This is a genomic window from Bacteriovorax sp. As-1 (assembly GCF_058446905.1).
The window spans coordinates 1089235-1105311 of the sequence record NZ_CP184341.1 but is presented as its reverse complement, the minus strand read 5'-3'; the positions used below and the strand labels follow the sequence as shown (position 1 = coordinate 1105311).

Here is a 16077-nt window from a genome sequence, read left to right as displayed (position 1 = left end):
TTATGAAAATAGCAATCGGCTCAGATCACGCAGCTTATGAAATGAAGGAAATGGTAAAACATTTCCTTCAGAGCAAACAGTTCGATGTCATCGACTGCGGCACATATTCGTCTGAGAGGGCCGATTATCCTGAGTACGCTAAAAAGGTGAGTCACGAAGTGACTTCTCAAGGCATTCAGGGAATCTTGCTTTGTGGTTCAGGAATTGGCGTCTCAATCGTCGCCAACCGTTTCAAGGGTGTGCGTGCAGCCCTTTGCCGAACTCCTATGGATGCGGAAATGGCCCGCAAGCACAACGACGCCAACGTTCTTTGTTTGGGCGCTCGTTTCACGACAGAAGAAGAAACAAAAAAGATTATCGAAGCCTGGTTTGTCAATTCGTTTGAAGGCGGCAGACACTCAGACCGTTTAAAGTTATTTGAAGATTTGGGAGAGAGCTGTTGAAACTTTTTGAAAAGGTGATGTACCCGGTTCTGGTGCTCCTTATTTTCTTTTACATGTACCACGCTAGAAACAATCCAATGTATTTTGAAAGCGAGCTTGCTGTTGAAGGTGGACCATTACAATGGTTAATCATTTCAACTCTATTGTTTGCTTCAGTTATGTGTTTTTACCGCGCCAGCATCCTCAAGCCTTTTAGAGGGGGAGTGTTTGCTGCTTGTAGCGTGTTTACCGGAATTGTCTTTTTAGCATTTGCTTTGGATGAAATGTCCTGGGGGCAAATCATTTTTCACTACCCGACACCGGAATTTATCAAAGTGAGAAACGCATTAGGTGAGATGAACATCCGCCATCTAGTTATCGCCGGTTTTGAAATCACCGACATCATTTTCACTTTAGGGATTAAAATCCTGGCGACACTTTACTTTATCGTGCTGCCATTTTTCTACTCACGCCTGGATCAGATCAAGAACTTCGTAAACCGTTTTGCCATTCCTCTACCTCGCTATACGCAGACAGGGGCTTACGCAGTGGCCGCGATTCTTATGAGCTTTATTCCTTCAGCTCTTCGCTACATTGTCTTTGAATTAGTGTTTTACTGGATTCTTGTTTTGATGATGTACAACCCACTTAACGACGAAGTTTTTTCAAGAAAAAGCCTGGTTCGTTAATTCAATTGATTCATTATCTTTTTCAGGCGCAGCCTGAACATTACACTGAAGGCCTCAAGCACGATGCCCAAGTTCATTTTGGATTTTCCATAAACTCGCTCGGAAAAGACGATAGGGATTTCGACAATGTCATACCCCATGGCATGCACTTTATAGGTCATTTCAAATTGAAAAACATAACCTTTAGAGATGATGTTATCGAAGTTGATTTTTTCGAGAGCTTCGCGCTTAAAGCACTTAAAGCCTCCGGAAATATCGCGGATTTTTAGGCCCGTAAAAAGGCGCAGGAGGAAGCCAGCTCCCAATGAAATAAGCAGTCGATACCATGGCCAGTCTTTGGTCCTGATGTCATTGCCGCTGTAGCGTGAGCCAATGGCCAGGGCCGTCCCATCATAGAGGGCCGTAATCAAGCGTCCTAAATCTTTTGGGTCGTGAGAGAAGTCACAGTCCATTTGGGCGATGAACTTAAATTTTTTAAGAAGGGCCCACTTAAAGCCTTCAACATAAGCTGTTCCCAGACCTAGTTTTCCGGCCCTTTTAATCAGAAAGAGGTTGGGGTGCTTGGTCTTTAGTGCCTCGACGACTAAGGCAGTCTTATCGGGCGAATTATCATCGATAATCAGGACTGAAATATCAGGGTAGAGCGCAAACAGACGCTCAATCATCGAATCCACATTGAGGGCTTCGTTGTACGTTGGGATGATGACCAGAGACTGACTAATCACTTCTATTTGCCTTCAGCATCCACTTCTAAAAGTCTTCTTCCTGAAGTTTGGTATCTCATCGAGATAATCTCAAATAGAGGAGTGTTGTTATCTTTTCTAATCTGGTTTGCTTGCTGAGCACGAGCTTCTGCCTTCTGAGCGAACTCAAGAATTTTTGAATTGGGAGCGGCTTTCGCAGCACCTGGTTTTAGTTTCGCTAGAATATCTTCAGCACCACTTCCACCTTCATTTTTTCTTCCTGCAGTCCCTAGTCCATTACCACCTGAGAAATCGACAATATTTGATCCTCTAGGTGCAACTGAGGCCAGTTTTAGGCCAGCACCTGAAGAGCCTTGAAGTTTTGCCATCGCTGCATTCGTCGCCGAAGAACTTGGTTGGTTCTGGGCCATTAAAGCAGCAACTGATGCTGGAACACCTTTAGAGGCAATAGCATCAGCAATCCCTTTTTGGTCTTTTGTCAGAGGAGAGTTATCCAGAGGAATCTTGCTCGCTAATTCTCTTAGACCTTTTTTAGCAATGGCCATAGTTGAATCGTATGATGATGAGTTGAGTGTTCCTCCGACAAGTTCTCCACGAGCCAGTGAGCGAATCGACTTATAAGGTGAACTTGAATAACCAAGCCCTCCTAACTCCAGAGCGCCTTCACTTTGAATTTCGAGATAATTGTCAAAACATGTATTGGTCTTTTCGCAGTTACAGCTGGCATCGATGGCCAGTGTATCCGTAGTACAAGCTACGCGGTATGAACTTGCGGCCAGTGATTTTTTATGCAGACCTTTTGCACAGTAAGTAGGATCATTTTCAGTTGATGGCTGTGAACAGTAACAAAGGTTATCAGTGATTGGGTTACAATCTCCTTTGTTGGGAAGCATATCTGCAATCTTTCTTGTTTTTTCAGCGTATTCTTTGTTGGCCGAAACTTCGCTCTGATAGAAGGCACCTAATAGTGTAGCAGCTCCCATTTTGATTAAGAGATTTTTATCCCAGGCAAAATTCCCAAGACCAGCATTGGTTGCGTAACAAGCAGCTCCTCCCCACCATCCGGCGGCCTGGATTTGTGCCATTTTCGCTCGAGAGTCATGGCTTTTAGCGGCCTTTAGTAAGTAATCTTTTTGGGCCGTATCTCCATTACCAATATCTTCACCCAACTCTTTTGTTTTAATCGCCTGCATAGCTGTGGCAATTCCTTCTGTCGCTGTAGGGATAAATTTGCAATAGTCGTTTGCTTTGGAGTCTACTTTATCTGGCGATTCACCTTTTGCCTTAGCTTCTTCAGCAGCTTTTTTATCTGCTTGCATGGCCTTATCACCCTTTGAGATTGATCCTAAGCTGTCACCGGCAATCGCACCAAACATCGCGTAGGCCTGGGCCACTGCTTTAACCATGTTCGGGTCCATTCCCATGAACTTGTGTTTCCCTTCATTCCCATTACAAACTGAGGCCATATCGCCAGTACAGTTTTGTTTCATAATATCGTTAGAAAGACCTTGGTGAAGGTACTGCTGGCTTAGTTGTAATTCTTGGTCTGTGAGATTTGTTGTGTTGATATTATTCTGTCCAGGTCCCAGAGCGCGGATTTCTTGGACAGGTTTATCGGCATTTTTCTTTTCGACTTGTTCACGAGATGCTTTTGCGTTTTCTAAAAGCAAAGCATTGTTGCTTGTTTCAGTGGCCGTTGTCACTCCGGTTGCTGTTGAGATAGTCGCAGCCGTCGTCGTTGTCGTTGTCTGGGCCATGGCCGAAACAGGGCCAAGAGTGAGTAGGGAAATAAGGGCCAAATTTAATGTTTTCATAAGAGTATTTTACCTTAGGGTCTTTCTTTAATCGCTGGGCAAAAAGGTTTCGGTTTAGCACCCTTATAAAAACAAGATGTTAGGTCACTCAAAGCAGGCCTCTTAGGCACAGGTAAGTGCCTTGTTTTGTAGGCTTTTGGTTCGTTGACGTGGAAGGTTTTGGTTGGTACAAATTTGGTTATGATGACAAAAAACAATGACCAAAAAGACGCTCACGAAAATGATTTATCTCACTCGATGGTTCACTACCTTTTAACGATCCATAAGTTAAAAGAAAACAGAGGATTCGCTCGCGTGACAGACATTGCAAAAGACCTGGACCTGACAAAGGGATCAGTTTCTACAATGCTGAACAATCTAAAAAAGAAGGGTCTAATCCAGGAAGAAGACGAATGTAAATTTGTTGTTCTAACTGAACTTGGTCACGAAGAAGTTCACCGCATTTTATCTTCAAGAACATTACTGTTTTATTTCCTAAGAGACTTCGTAGGCGTAGATGAAAAAACTGCTGAGTACGATTCTTGTCAGATGGAACACTTAATGAGTCCACAAACCAGCCAACGTTTCTTCAACTTCATGAAGACGCTTGCATGTACATGTGAGGATCTTGATAAAAAAGGACAACTACCAAAGTCTTTCCAATTCAAGACAACTCTCGACCTGTGCTCATACAACACAGCAGACGAGTTTATTCACAATCAAAAGGGCGACAGCCATTTACCAACTGATAAGTAGTTTAGTCATTCCACTACTTGTGAATCCAGTCTTTGCGCAGGAAGACCTGGCCAGCTTTTGCTTTGAGCGAAAAGTCAGTCTTTCCGAGGCTAAAAAATCATTAGAATTCCTTCTTTTGCCTAAAGAGAAGGTTTTTATGCGTTCTGCTGATAATTGTCTCGATATTGTGACATCGCCCGATAGATCAAAATTATTGGAGAAATTCCTTAGCAAGCGTTACACTTTGATAAGTGAAACTAGCGAAGCAGCGGCTTCTAATACTCAAATAACAGAAGATCACTGCCAGCTGGAAATGAAAACGACGAGAGCTAGAAAAGTCGATTCAATCAATGTCAGAGTGGGAAGAACCAACGATGCACAAACTTCCAACCGCGATTTAAGAGAGACATCAACCGCTCAAATTCTTCTCGGGATGGGAAAACCAGGATCGCTGGACCTTGATGGGAGAGCTCTATATGTCGAATGCAGACAGGGAGCAAGCGGGATTTATCAGTTGATCTTTTCATTCACAGAACTAAACAGAACGAAGGTCACTTCTGAAGTGAGTCTGAGGAAAAATGAACCCCTCAGCATCGCTCAAATCGTTACTGACCTCAATAGTAAAAGTAAAACACTAGGCCTGCCTGAGACAATTATCCAGGAAGCTGAAGGCAAAGATAGTACGACATTTGAATTGCAAATTAAGTAGGAGATACACATGAATATTCTTTTGAACAAATTCACGACACCGTTTGAAACAGTTCCTTTCAATGAAATTAAGCCGGAAGACTTTATTCCAGCTGTGAAAGAAGCTATTGCAGCAGCTAAAAGTAGAATTGCTGATATTAAAAACAACAAAGAAACTGAAACGTTTGAAAACGTCGTAGAGGCACTGGAAAATGCAGGGCCGGAAGTTGATCTGATCTCAGGAATTTTCTTCAACCTTCACTCGGCAGAAACAAACGATAAAATTCAGGCAATCGCTAAGGATTTTTCTCCACTTCTAACTGAATACGGAAATGATATTAGCCTGGATGCAGACCTGTTTAAGAAAATTAAAAAAGTCTGGGACCACAAAGAAAACTTCAACCTTTCAGCTGAACAAAAAATGCTGTTAGAAAAAAGCTACAAAAGTTTTGTAAGAAACGGAGCTCTTCTAAACGATGCTCAAAAGGAAAGACTGAGAGAAATCTCAACTAAACTTTCAACTCTAGGGCTAAAGTTTGGCGATCATATCCTGAAAGAAACAAATGACTTCGTCATGCTGGTTGAAGATAAAAAAGACCTTGAAGGCCTGACTGAAGATGTAATCGAAGCAGCGGCAATGACAGCAAAAGAAAAAGGGCATGAAGGCAAATGGGCCTTCACACTTCAATACCCAAGTGTGATTCCTTTTTTAACTTACGCTAAAAACCGTGAGCTTCGCCATAAACTGTGGCTGGCAAACTCAACAAAAGGGTTTAAAGACGGCGAAACAGATAACAAAGAAATTATTAAAGAGATCGCGACTCTAAGACACCAGAAGGCCAACCTGCTTGGTTACGAGTCTCACGCTCATTTCATTCTTGAAGAGAGAATGGCCTCGAATCCAAAAACAGTTTTTGAATTCTTAGACAACATTGTTAACCATGCGACACCTGCTGCTATTAAAGAAACTGAAGAGCTTAAAGCTTATGCTAAAAAACTCGATGGCATCGAAGAGCTTCAAAAGTGGGATACAGCTTATTACGCTGAAAAATTAAAGAACGAGAAGTTTCAGGTAAACGATGAAATGCTTCGCCCTTACTTCAAGCTTGAGAACGTTATTGATGGAGTATTTAAAGTTGCAAAAAACCTTTATGGTTTAAAATTTGAGCAACGTTTTGACATCCCTGTCTATCATGAAGATGTAAAAACATATGAAGTTTTAGATGAAAACGACAAACACGTTTCTGTATTTTATGCTGATTTCCACCCGAGAGCAGGAAAGAGAAACGGAGCATGGATGACGTCTTTTAGAGGGCAAAAGATGGATCATGGTGTGAACGTTCGTCCACATGTGGCCATCGTTTGTAACTTCACAAAACCAACTCCAACAAAACCTTCTCTTCTAGGATTTGATGAAGTTGTGACACTATTCCACGAGTTTGGTCACGCCCTACACGGTATGCTGGCAAACACTCGTTACGAGACTCTTTCAGGAACAAACGTTTACTGGGATTTCGTAGAGCTTCCATCACAGATCATGGAAAACTGGGCATACGAAAAAGAGTGCCTGGACCTTTTTGCTGAACACTACGAAACAAAAGAAAAAATCTCAGCGGATTTGATCAAAAAAATTAAAGATTCTTCAAGTTTCCTTGAAGGACGTGCAACTCTAAGACAAGTTAGTTTTGCAACGATCGATATGGCATGGCACTCAGCTAACCCAGATCAAGTTAAAGACATCGAAGCTTTTGAAACAAAAATGACTAATAAAATGGATTTCCTTCCATCAGTTAAGGGAACAAGTATTTCAACTGCGTTCTCACACATTTTTGCCGGTGGATACTCTGCTGGATACTACTCATACAAATGGGCCGAAGTTTTAGATGCTGATGCTTTTGAATTCTTCAAAGAAAAAGGAATCTTCAACCGCGATGTCGCTAATAAGTTTAAGGACAATGTCCTTTCAAAAGGTGGAAGTGAGCATCCGATGAACCTTTATGTGGCCTTCAGAGGAAAACAACCAAACCCAGACGCTCTTTTAAGAAGAGCTGGTCTATTGGCAAAATAGGAGTTTTAAATGATTGCATCAGGGACGATTTTAAAGTGCATTCTCTTGGCCAAGTTTCAGGTAGATATCGTGGAAACACCGATTTCTGAGTACGAAATGGCCTCGATGAACAAGGTTCATAATGGCGTTGCCTTTGAAGCTACTGTTCTTGAGGGTCGATTAAACTCGGTTTCAATTGAAGACCCGTCAGCTTCCGCTAAAACGATGAGTTATTCGATGAAGGACTACGCTCAAAGAAGCCTCTCGACTAAGTTGGATGTTTTAAACACTCATTCGTCTGTTGACTGTGAAATTATTTGAGCCACCCTAATTAAATTTTACCTTAAAGAAGGCCCGCTTAGCGGGCCTTCTTTTTATTGGCATCCCCAATGGAAGTTGAGGTAAACTTAAGTTTCAATTAATAGATAAAATGCCACAAAAGTGATAAATGAAGTCGCTAACTTAGTGGTGTATTTTACGTTTTGGGGACACTGTGGATCCTGAGCGCATTCAGAGCGGCGTTACTTCGACATTTTTACAAAATTATTTTGTGAAGCTTGTTGCTTTCGTGGCGCTCTATTTAATTTTTGCTCGCGTTGGTGTTTCACTGGCAACGATTAATGAGGTGACTTCTCCTGTGTGGCCGGCAACAGGCGTGGCCATGTCCGTTTTGTTTCTTTTCGGTCTTCGTTTCTGGCCCTTCGTTTTTATCGGTGCTTTTATCATCAATTCACTTTCAAACCTGTCGTTTATATCGATTCTTAGTATCGCCACTGGAAATACACTGGAAGCACTTGTCGGTGCAGTAGTGCTCTTTTTTTTTAGTCAAAAGAAATACCAGACTGAAACTCACTCACGGACTCTCGCAATTGTTTTAGCTTCAATTATTGGAGCTTCTATCAGTTCAATGGTGGGAACCCTGACTCTGGTTTTATCAGGAGCTTCACCAGGAGAAATGTTTGATCAGGTTTGGTTGACTTGGTGGACAGGAGACTCTCTTGGAGGCATCGTGGTTCTGCCTCTGGTATTTTCTTTCGTTAAAAATTCTTTTAGTTTGCAGGATGAAGTTCACGAAGCTCCAGGCATTCTTATGAGTCTGGCCCTGATCTTTGGTGGAGTGCTTCTGTGCTGGCTTCTTTTTTTTCAGGTTGAAGGAGCACCTTACTTATTTTTTATTTTTCCATACATGCTTTGGTGTGCAGCTCAGGCAGGAGAGCGTGGTAGTTCTCTGGCCACGATTCTGATTTCTTTTATCGGCGTGCTCGCTGTTAAGTTTGGCTATGGAGTGTTCTTACATGGAACGACTAATACAAACTTAATTAACTTACAGGTATTCCTGGCCAGCGTAGGGATCAGTTCATTGATGATGACTGATTTAAAGCGCATCTCTTCATTAAAGCAGCCAGGATTAGTCCTTCTGTTTAGCTGGATTTTCGCCAGCCTTTTATTTTTGGGATTCTTTTTTAAAAACAGCCGCGACTCTGATGATTATTTGAAAACCATTGTCGAAGGTGTGGAGCCATTACTTGAATCAAAAATGAATAACTACTTTTTTGCTCTTCAAAGTGGCGCGAGTTTATTTACCGCCAGCGATAAAGTGAAACAAGAAGAGTGGAGTAGTTTTTTAGAATACAATCAATTTCAAAAAAAACTTCCGGCACTAAGAGGGCTAGGTGTTGTTTTCCGCCTTCCTAAAACTGAGATTGAATCCTTTATTAAGAAAAATGAACTGAGAAAAGGACAGGATTTCGAGTACCATGCTTTTCCTGGCGTTTCACCGGAAGAAGCTTCCCAAAACGCACTTCTTTCTGAAGCGTATCTTGTAACTTATATTGAACCTTTTGGCGGCAATCGTTTAAAGGCAGGTCTTGACCTGGCGACTGAAGAACAACGTCGCATGGCCGCCGAATACGCCCGTGATACAGGAGAGCCGGCAATTACAGGAAGAATAAAACTCATTGATGATCCTGATGGACAGCCGGCGATGCTGGCCTACTATCCCTTTTATGGAAGAGGAGAAATACCTAAAACTGTAGCAGAAAGAAGAGAGAGACTTATTGGGTGGACGTATGCTCCAGTAATGACAGACCAATTCTTCAGCACTGTTTTTCAGCAAGGTAATTTAAAAGAGATCAGTTTTAAAGTCTCAGAAGATTCGTTAGGGAAAAGCACTTTAATTACGACGACTCCAGGGTATGACAAACTTCCAGGGTCTAATGAGATTATTAAAAAAGTTCGTTTTGGTAATCATGATTTTGTTTTTCAATTTAAAGGGACAGCCGCTTTTTATGCCAGCCGTGATTCATTTTCATCTCGCGTAGGCGCAGTGGCAGCGATTATTAGTTTACTGTTAGGAACATTAATCGTTTCTCTGCAGGCCATGAAAAAGCGTGCGATCAATTTTGCCAGTCAGACAACTGAAGAACTAAAGGCCAGTGAAGAGCTTTGGAAGTTCGCTTTGGAAGGAGCTGGAGATGCTGTCTGGGATTGGGATATTGATACGGGGAAAGTTCATTTCAGCAGGAGACTCAATAGTCTTTTGGGGTACGAAGAAGGTGAATTAGATAGTGCTGAAATAGACTGGCTAACGACAGTGCATCCTGAAGATCTTCCTCGTGTAAGAGCAAACCTGGCAGTACACTTTAATGGCGAGCAGAGCTTTATTACTGAATGCCGCCTCCTTTGTAAAAATGGTAATTATAAATGGGTTCTTGTTCGGGGAATGATGATCCATAATAAGTCCGGTGATAAGCCTCATCGCATGGTCGGAACGATTTCAGATATCTCATCACAAAAAGATTACGAATATGAAATCCAAAGACAAAGGGCCAAGGCACATTCTATTTTTGAAGGATCAAGTGATGCCCTGATGCTTTTAACAATGGATGGACGTTTCTTTGATTGTAACTCTCGCACGTTGAAACTTTTTGGTTTTGAGAAAAAAGCAGAGTTTCTTTCATTGCACCCGTCGGATCTTTCTCCTGAATTTCAGCCTAACGGAGGTGATTCAGAGACTATGGCCAACAACCACATGAGAAAGGCCTTTAACGATGGTTATAGTCATTTTGAATGGGTGCACTGTCGCAAGAATGGAAAGAGTTTTCCGGCCGAAGTTCTTCTCACTGCTTTTTCTTATGACGGAAGGACTGTTCTTCAGGCCTGTGTTCGCGATATCAGTGAAAGAAAACATGCAGAAGCTATTTTAAGCAGCCAAAGAGAAAAACTAGTGGCCTCTGCCAAGATGTCTTCGCTGGGGGAAATGGCAGGAGGGATTGCTCACGAGATCAATAACCCTCTAACAATTATCATTGGGAAAACATCGCTTTTAAAACGTAGAATTGAAGGCACTGACAATGCTTTAAGCAATAACTTTAAATACAACCATTCAATTGCCGAAGAACTAACCAATATTCAAAACACGGCCAAGAGAATCGGATCTATTATTCGCGGGCTGAGATCGTTTTCAAGAAATGCTGAAAACGATCAAATGGAGCGCATCCATGTGCCGGGACTCATTGATGAAACCTTGGATTTTTCACGCGAGCGATTCAAATTCCATGCAATCAATTTAAAAGTGAATATGGATGAAGGTGACTCGCTTTACATTAACGGAAGAGCGGCTGAGCTTTTACAGGTTTTGGTAAACCTGCTCAATAATGCTTACGACGCCGTCGAGCCATTAAAAGAAAAATGGGTTGAAATTAATGTCGGTCATGATGATGGCGTTTGCAAAATCAGCGTGACTGATAGTGGTGATGGAATTGATCCGGAAGTATTGGACAAAATCATGATGCCATTTTTTACAACAAAAGAAGTAGGGAAGGGAACAGGGCTTGGTCTTTCTATTTCAAAAGGGATTATTGAAAACCACCGCGGCAGGTTTTATTACGACACCGCTTCTGCCCACACTTCATTTGTGATTGAACTGCCTCTTACTTAAGCTGGCGAGCGACCAGTGCCTGGTAAGCTTCTTCGTATTCAGTAATAATTCTTTTAATAATCGTCTGAACATCTTCGATGGCGTGAGTAAACTCAATTGAAGGTCCGGCAACCCAGACTGTTTTATAAGTGGCCGCGAAGGCTGCTTTTTCTACTGCTTTCATTCCACGGTAGTAAGTAAGCATCTTGGCATATTTTTTAAGCTGCTTGTTGTGATTTAAGAAAGATTCAACGAAGTTTTGTTCAGTCCCGATTTCTTTCACATAAGGAGTGTTGATAACTGAACACGGGCTTCCTGAAATTTTTGTCGTCATAACGATATCCATCGCTCCAAAATCAACGACGGCTTTTTTGTATTCAGCTGATACTGGAGATTCTTTAGTGGCGATAAAGGGAGATCCAATCGAAACACCTTCACTTCCTAAGGCCATGACAGAAAGAAGACCTGCTCCTGTTCCTACACCACCAGCGGAGATCACCGGGAGCTTCGTTGCTTTCATCAACATTGGAACCAGGATTGAAGGAGAAATATTTCCAGCGTGTCCGCCGGCCCCGGAATTAACAGCAATTAAAGCATCAGCTCCAAGGGATTCGACTTTTTTAGCGTATTCAACATCGACCACGTCACAAAGAATTTTTACTCCCAGCGGTTTTAATCTTTTGATGGTTTCTTCTGGAGAACCAAGAGAAGTGATGATGAAGGCAGGTGGGTATTTTTCTAAAACAGCTAAGTGTTCTGCCAGGTGAACATTTGACTTATTTACTATGAGATTAATTCCAAATTTACCATTGCACTCTTTGTGGAGTTCGACCATTCCTGCTTCAAAATCGGCCGGGGTTCGGTAGTTTAAAGAGGGGATACAACCAATGAATCCGTTCTTATAGGCTTCAGCTAACATTTTGTTATTAGACACTAAAAACATCGGCGCCAGGATGATTGGGTACTTAATATCAAAAGTTTTTGTTAGCCAAGTTGAGATCATGGTTCTCTCCGTCAAAAATGTGAAATCTTTCTTTGATTAATTGTAAGAAGTAAGAAGATAAAATTCCAGAAAATTAGACAAATCATACCAAAAGGAACAAACTTTTTGTTAATCACGGATGATTACCACTAAAGGAATAGGTTGTTTATGATGAAAGGTTTCAAATCACTCTCTCTGGCCGTAGCAATGATTGCTATCCCAGCAGTGTCTCCACTTGCTACTGAAAACACAAAAAGCGTCTACATTACTATCGATTCAGATGCTCTAGCTTTTTCTGAAAAAACTTTCGGAAGAAGAGTAGAATCTATCGAGACAAAAGACGGAATCAGCGTCTTAAAAATCGATGAAGAATCGATTCCATGGCTTTCACTTCTTATGCACAGAAACTTCAACCGTTGTGGTGGATTCATGGTTCACGACGATAAGGAAGAAGCTCTTGAGCAATTAGATTCTCAAGATGGAGCTCAGGTCTTTGCTAAGAATAATATGTTCGCGGACTATACTATCAATCAGGAAAACTTAGTTAAGCCTCTGGTGAACGAAGTAAAAGCTGATAACATCTTGGCAACGATCACTAAACTTTCTTCGTTTAAAAATCGTTATTACAAAGGTGAGTTCGGAAAGCAATCAGCAACATGGATCAAAGATTACTGGAGTGATTTAGTCAAGAATCGCGCTGACGCGACAGTCGAATTTTTTCCACACTCTCAATGGGATCAGCCTTCAGTTATTTTAACTCTAAAGGGTGCGTCAGATGAGACGATTGTCATTGGTGGTCACCAGGATTCAATCAACGGATCATTCGGTGGTGCGACTTCAACGGCCCCAGGTGCAGATGATAACGCGTCAGGAATCGCGACGATTTCAGAAGTTATCCGCATTCTTGCTGATAGTTCATACCAACCACAAAAAACGATTAAATTTATGGCCTATGCAGCTGAAGAAGTTGGTCTCTTAGGATCAAAAGAAATTTCAAGAAGCTTCAAGCAGAAAAACGTCAATGTCATTGGAGTTATGCAACTTGATATGACGAATTTCCAGGGAACAAAAGATCTCGATATCGTTATGATGAGAGACTACACCAACGACCAACAAAACAACTTTGTTGGATCGATCATTGACCGTTACGTCCCAGGTGTGAAGTGGGGATTTGATAAGTGTGGATACGGCTGCTCAGATCACGCTTCTTGGCATTCTCAAGGTTATCCGGCATCAATGCCGTTTGAAGCGAAGATGAATGACATGAACCATAACATCCATACAGCTAGAGACACTCTGGCCGCATCAAATGGAAACGCTAACCATGCTGCAAAGTTTGCGAAAATGGCCGTAGCGTACATCGTTGAATTAGACCGATAGAAAGCAAGATGATATAATCAGTCGTGAAACGTTAAAAAGGAATTTTTATTGAGCACGACTGATTTTCCCGCCCTTCCCGATTACCAAGGTATCCGCGACCTCTTAGATACCGAAAGAAAGACCTTAATTAAAATTCATTCTTTTTCCGAAAGCGATGATTATCTTCGAACTGTTGAAGATGCAGGCATTGTCTTAAATTTCGTTGAAAAAACTCAAAGCGCTCTTTGGAATGTTTTTAAGCAGTACCCATCACTTGTTTCTATCTTTAACACTGAATACGTAAATTTCTTTGAATTCCTTCAAAGAGAAAATATTATTTCACTCATTTTTATCGATGACTGCTTAATGCCGGAAAAAGAAATTTTTTATTTCGGTCAGGATGGGGGACTCACTCCGGCAGTTCTTGAACTTCACTACGCTGTATTAAAGAAGTGGGTTGAAGGAAAAGAAACAAATCACGTTGAAACTCAAAAGAGTTTCAAAGAAAACTTCAATGCAGAATTAAAATCAAGCCAACTTGCCTGTCAGTGTGTGGCCTGTCTTGCTGATTACAGAACGCGTGTACGCGAAGTCGTTTACGATGAGTGCGTGGCCGCAATCAACGATACAAAAGCGAAGATTGAAGAGCAGATTGCTCTTAATAAAGAAAGTGCTATCTCTGATATCACTGCGATCTATCAGAACCTTTTAAGAACTCTGGATAAAAAATTTCAGCAGGTGCAATTCAGGTTAAAGAAGTCTTCTCTAAATCGTCTTGAATCGCAAATTAAAGGCCTTCAAGATGAGACATTCACTTATCCAAGCCCGCTGGCAAAAGAACACGCTAATAACTTAATCCTTTTCTTCCATCGCATTCTAGCAGAAGAAGGGCATTCACCTGAACTGGTGAGTGACGAAGAATTCACACGCTTTTTCAAGCAGCTTTCTAGCAACATCTGGAGACATGAAAAGTACCTGGTTGTTGAATTTAAAAAATTAATCAAATCCATCCTGGTATTAAAGAGAAAAGATATCTCTTCAAACATTCTTCAAGAGTATTTAGGGCAGTTCTGGCTGCACTCGCACGCTAGAAAAATTCCAAGAAAAATTATCTATCACATGGGGCCTACCAACTCTGGTAAGACCTACCATGCGATCCAGGCGCTCGCCGCTTCTCGCAAGGGATGTTACCTGGCACCACTGAGACTTCTTGCTGCCGAGTTATACGATACGCTTAACGGGAAAGGGGTGAAGACCACTCTTTTAACCGGTGAAGAAGTTATCGAGATTGAAGATGCTACTCACTATTCATCGACGATTGAAATGGCCAAGCTGAACGAAGAGTTCTCATGCGCGGTTATTGATGAAATCCAGATGATCACTGATAAACAAAGAGGATGGGCATGGACCCGTGCTCTGGTTAACCTTCACGCCTATGAAGTTCACGTTTGTGGTGATGGCTCTGTTCTTGACCTGGTAAAACAGATCACTGAACTTTGCGGTGACGAATTAGAAGTGAAGAATTATGAGCGTATGACGAAACTTGAAGTTGAAGAAAAGCCAATCGTGCTCTCTCAGCTGCAAAAAAGTGATGCTCTGATTGTTTTCTCAAGAAGAAATGCTCTTAAATATAAGTACGATTTGGAGCAGGTTGGTTTTAAAGTATCTATTATCTACGGAATGCTTTCTCCGGAAGTTCGTCGTGAGCAGGCCCGCAAGTTTGATAAAGGGATAACGGACGTTATCGTTAGTACTGATGCCATCTCAATGGGGATGAACCTTCCGATTAAGAGAATCGTTTTTACCACTCTTACAAAACACATTAATTCACAAGAGCATCCAATCACTGTGAGTGAGATTAAGCAGATTGCCGGACGTGCCGGACGCTTTCAACGTTTCCCGGTAGGAAAGGTGACGTGCCTTCAGAAAGTAGAAGATGGGTTAACTGACATTCAGGATGCATTGGATTCAGTGCTGGAACAACAGACTCAAAGTATGGTTGGTCCCGATCTGGATATCTTTACCAAAGTTAACAATGCCCTTTCATCTCATAATCTTCCAATTCTTAGGCTTTCAGAGTTTTTAAGACTCTTCAACACTATGACCTTCACAAAGCCGTTTTATTGCGTTGACTTGAAAGAGATGATTGAACTTGCTGAAACAGTAGAAGATATCGACAGCAATCAAACACTTTCATCAGCAGAGATTTTTGGATTCGCCTGTGCACCGGTTAACTTAGGTCTTCTGGAGCACGTTCAGTATTACGTTTGGATCTTAAAGAAATTTGTTACTAATGAAGTCATTAAGAACGAACACATCAATCACGCTTCAAATGAGATTGATTATCTTGAAACGACTATCAAGTGTGTGGAGCTTTACCAATGGCTTGCCCGCCACTTCAACAATAAGAATTTTGAGTTTGATGAGACAGATCTTTTGGAAAATAAACTTCTGGCCATCGACAAACTTAATACACTTCTTTCGGACAAGATCACGCCAACTTGCTCAAGCTGTGGGGGAAAACTTCCAGAAAACGCTAAGTTTGCGATCTGTGAAGAGTGCTTCCAGCAAAGGCGCTTCACGAGACGTCCATTCCAAGGTAGAAGAGGGTCGCCACCAGGTGGAAAACCGGGAGAAAGACAATCAAACCTAGCCTCGGCAGTAGGCTCAACGAAGAGCAACTTCCGTCAGGGGAAACCTTCTAAGAAGAGAAAGTTTCAAGGTAAACCAAAAAGATAGT

General features: G+C 41.7%; 12 protein-coding genes. 9 read left to right on the top strand and 3 right to left on the bottom strand.

Annotated elements, in window-relative coordinates; genetic code table 11:
• Positions 1-2 precede the first annotated feature (2 nt).
• A complete protein-coding gene (gene rpiB / locus ACN20O_RS05565; protein ID WP_491638000.1) occupies positions 3-443 on the top strand; it encodes a ribose 5-phosphate isomerase B in 441 nt (146 codons plus the stop codon).
• Positions 440-1111 (top strand): hypothetical protein, encoded by a 672-nt coding sequence (locus ACN20O_RS05560; RefSeq protein ID WP_491637998.1) that lies wholly within the window; start codon positions 440-442, stop codon positions 1109-1111. Before rpiB ends, ACN20O_RS05560 begins: the two co-directional genes overlap by 4 nt.
• Here the strand turns inward: ACN20O_RS05560 and ACN20O_RS05555 are convergent.
• Both ACN20O_RS05555 and ACN20O_RS05550 read right to left on the bottom strand, forming a co-directional pair.
• Positions 1108-1836 carry a polyprenol monophosphomannose synthase gene (locus ACN20O_RS05555; RefSeq protein WP_491637996.1) on the bottom strand — a complete coding sequence of 243 codons (729 nt, stop codon included), beginning with the start codon at positions 1834-1836 and terminating at the stop codon, positions 1108-1110. The genes ACN20O_RS05560 and ACN20O_RS05555 overlap by 4 nt on opposite strands.
• Positions 1837-1838: 2 nt before the next feature.
• Positions 1839-3629 (bottom strand): hypothetical protein, encoded by a 1791-nt coding sequence (locus ACN20O_RS05550; RefSeq protein WP_491637994.1) that lies wholly within the window; start codon positions 3627-3629, stop codon positions 1839-1841.
• Between the two features lie 180 nt (positions 3630-3809).
• Between ACN20O_RS05550 and ACN20O_RS05545 the strand changes: the two genes are divergently transcribed.
• The 5 genes from ACN20O_RS05545 (at position 3810) to ACN20O_RS05525 (ending at position 11017) form a co-directional block, all read left to right on the top strand.
• Complete coding sequence (locus ACN20O_RS05545) at positions 3810-4364, top strand: metal-dependent transcriptional regulator (protein ID WP_491637992.1); 555 nt, start codon at positions 3810-3812, stop codon at positions 4362-4364.
• Positions 4365-4500: 136 nt separating this feature from the next.
• On the top strand, positions 4501-5052 hold the full coding sequence (locus ACN20O_RS05540) for a hypothetical protein (RefSeq protein ID WP_491637990.1): 552 nt from the start codon (positions 4501-4503) through the stop codon (positions 5050-5052).
• A gap of 9 nt (positions 5053-5061) precedes the next feature.
• Positions 5062-7098: a M3 family metallopeptidase gene (locus tag ACN20O_RS05535; protein WP_491637988.1), complete on the top strand. Its 2037-nt coding sequence runs from the start codon at positions 5062-5064 to the stop codon at positions 7096-7098.
• 9 nt (positions 7099-7107) lie between these two features.
• Entirely contained in the window at positions 7108-7398 is a 291-nt protein-coding gene (locus ACN20O_RS05530; protein WP_491637986.1) for a hypothetical protein, read from the top strand.
• Between the two features lie 172 nt (positions 7399-7570).
• Positions 7571-11017: a CHASE domain-containing protein gene (locus ACN20O_RS05525; RefSeq protein WP_491637984.1), complete on the top strand. Its 3447-nt coding sequence runs from the start codon at positions 7571-7573 to the stop codon at positions 11015-11017.
• On the opposite strand, the gene ACN20O_RS05520 is transcribed toward ACN20O_RS05525, so the two are convergent.
• Positions 11010-11999, bottom strand: coding sequence for an NAD(P)H-dependent flavin oxidoreductase (locus tag ACN20O_RS05520; RefSeq protein WP_102244930.1), 990 nt, complete (start codon positions 11997-11999; stop codon positions 11010-11012). The genes ACN20O_RS05525 and ACN20O_RS05520 overlap by 8 nt on opposite strands.
• A 147-nt stretch (positions 12000-12146) precedes the next feature.
• Here ACN20O_RS05520 and ACN20O_RS05515 point away from each other — a divergent pair, with 147 nt between their 5' ends.
• Together ACN20O_RS05515 and ACN20O_RS05510 are read left to right on the top strand one after the other, a co-directional pair.
• On the top strand, positions 12147-13358 hold the full coding sequence (locus ACN20O_RS05515; protein ID WP_491637982.1) for a M20/M25/M40 family metallo-hydrolase: 1212 nt from the start codon (positions 12147-12149) through the stop codon (positions 13356-13358).
• 48 nt (positions 13359-13406) lie between these two features.
• Positions 13407-16076 (top strand): helicase-related protein, encoded by a 2670-nt coding sequence (locus tag ACN20O_RS05510; protein ID WP_491637980.1) that lies wholly within the window; start codon positions 13407-13409, stop codon positions 16074-16076.
• Position 16077: the final 1 nt, after the last annotated feature.

Bases quoted from the DNA above. Each gene is read 5' to 3' on its own strand.
- rpiB (WP_491638000.1), top strand. From the start codon at position 3: ATGAAAATAGCAATCGGCTCAGATCACGCAGCTTATGAAATGAAGGAA.
- ACN20O_RS05550 (WP_491637994.1), bottom strand. From the start codon at position 3,629: ATGAAAACATTAAATTTGGCCCTTATTTCCCTACTCACTCTTGGCCCT.
- ACN20O_RS05545 (WP_491637992.1), top strand. From the start codon at position 3,810: ATGATGACAAAAAACAATGACCAAAAAGACGCTCACGAAAATGATTTA.
- ACN20O_RS05540 (WP_491637990.1), top strand. From the start codon at position 4,501: ATGCGTTCTGCTGATAATTGTCTCGATATTGTGACATCGCCCGATAGA.
- ACN20O_RS05535 (WP_491637988.1), top strand. From the start codon at position 5,062: ATGAATATTCTTTTGAACAAATTCACGACACCGTTTGAAACAGTTCCT.
- ACN20O_RS05530 (WP_491637986.1), top strand. From the start codon at position 7,108: ATGATTGCATCAGGGACGATTTTAAAGTGCATTCTCTTGGCCAAGTTT.
- ACN20O_RS05520 (WP_102244930.1), bottom strand. From the start codon at position 11,999: ATGATCTCAACTTGGCTAACAAAAACTTTTGATATTAAGTACCCAATC.
- ACN20O_RS05515 (WP_491637982.1), top strand. From the start codon at position 12,147: ATGATGAAAGGTTTCAAATCACTCTCTCTGGCCGTAGCAATGATTGCT.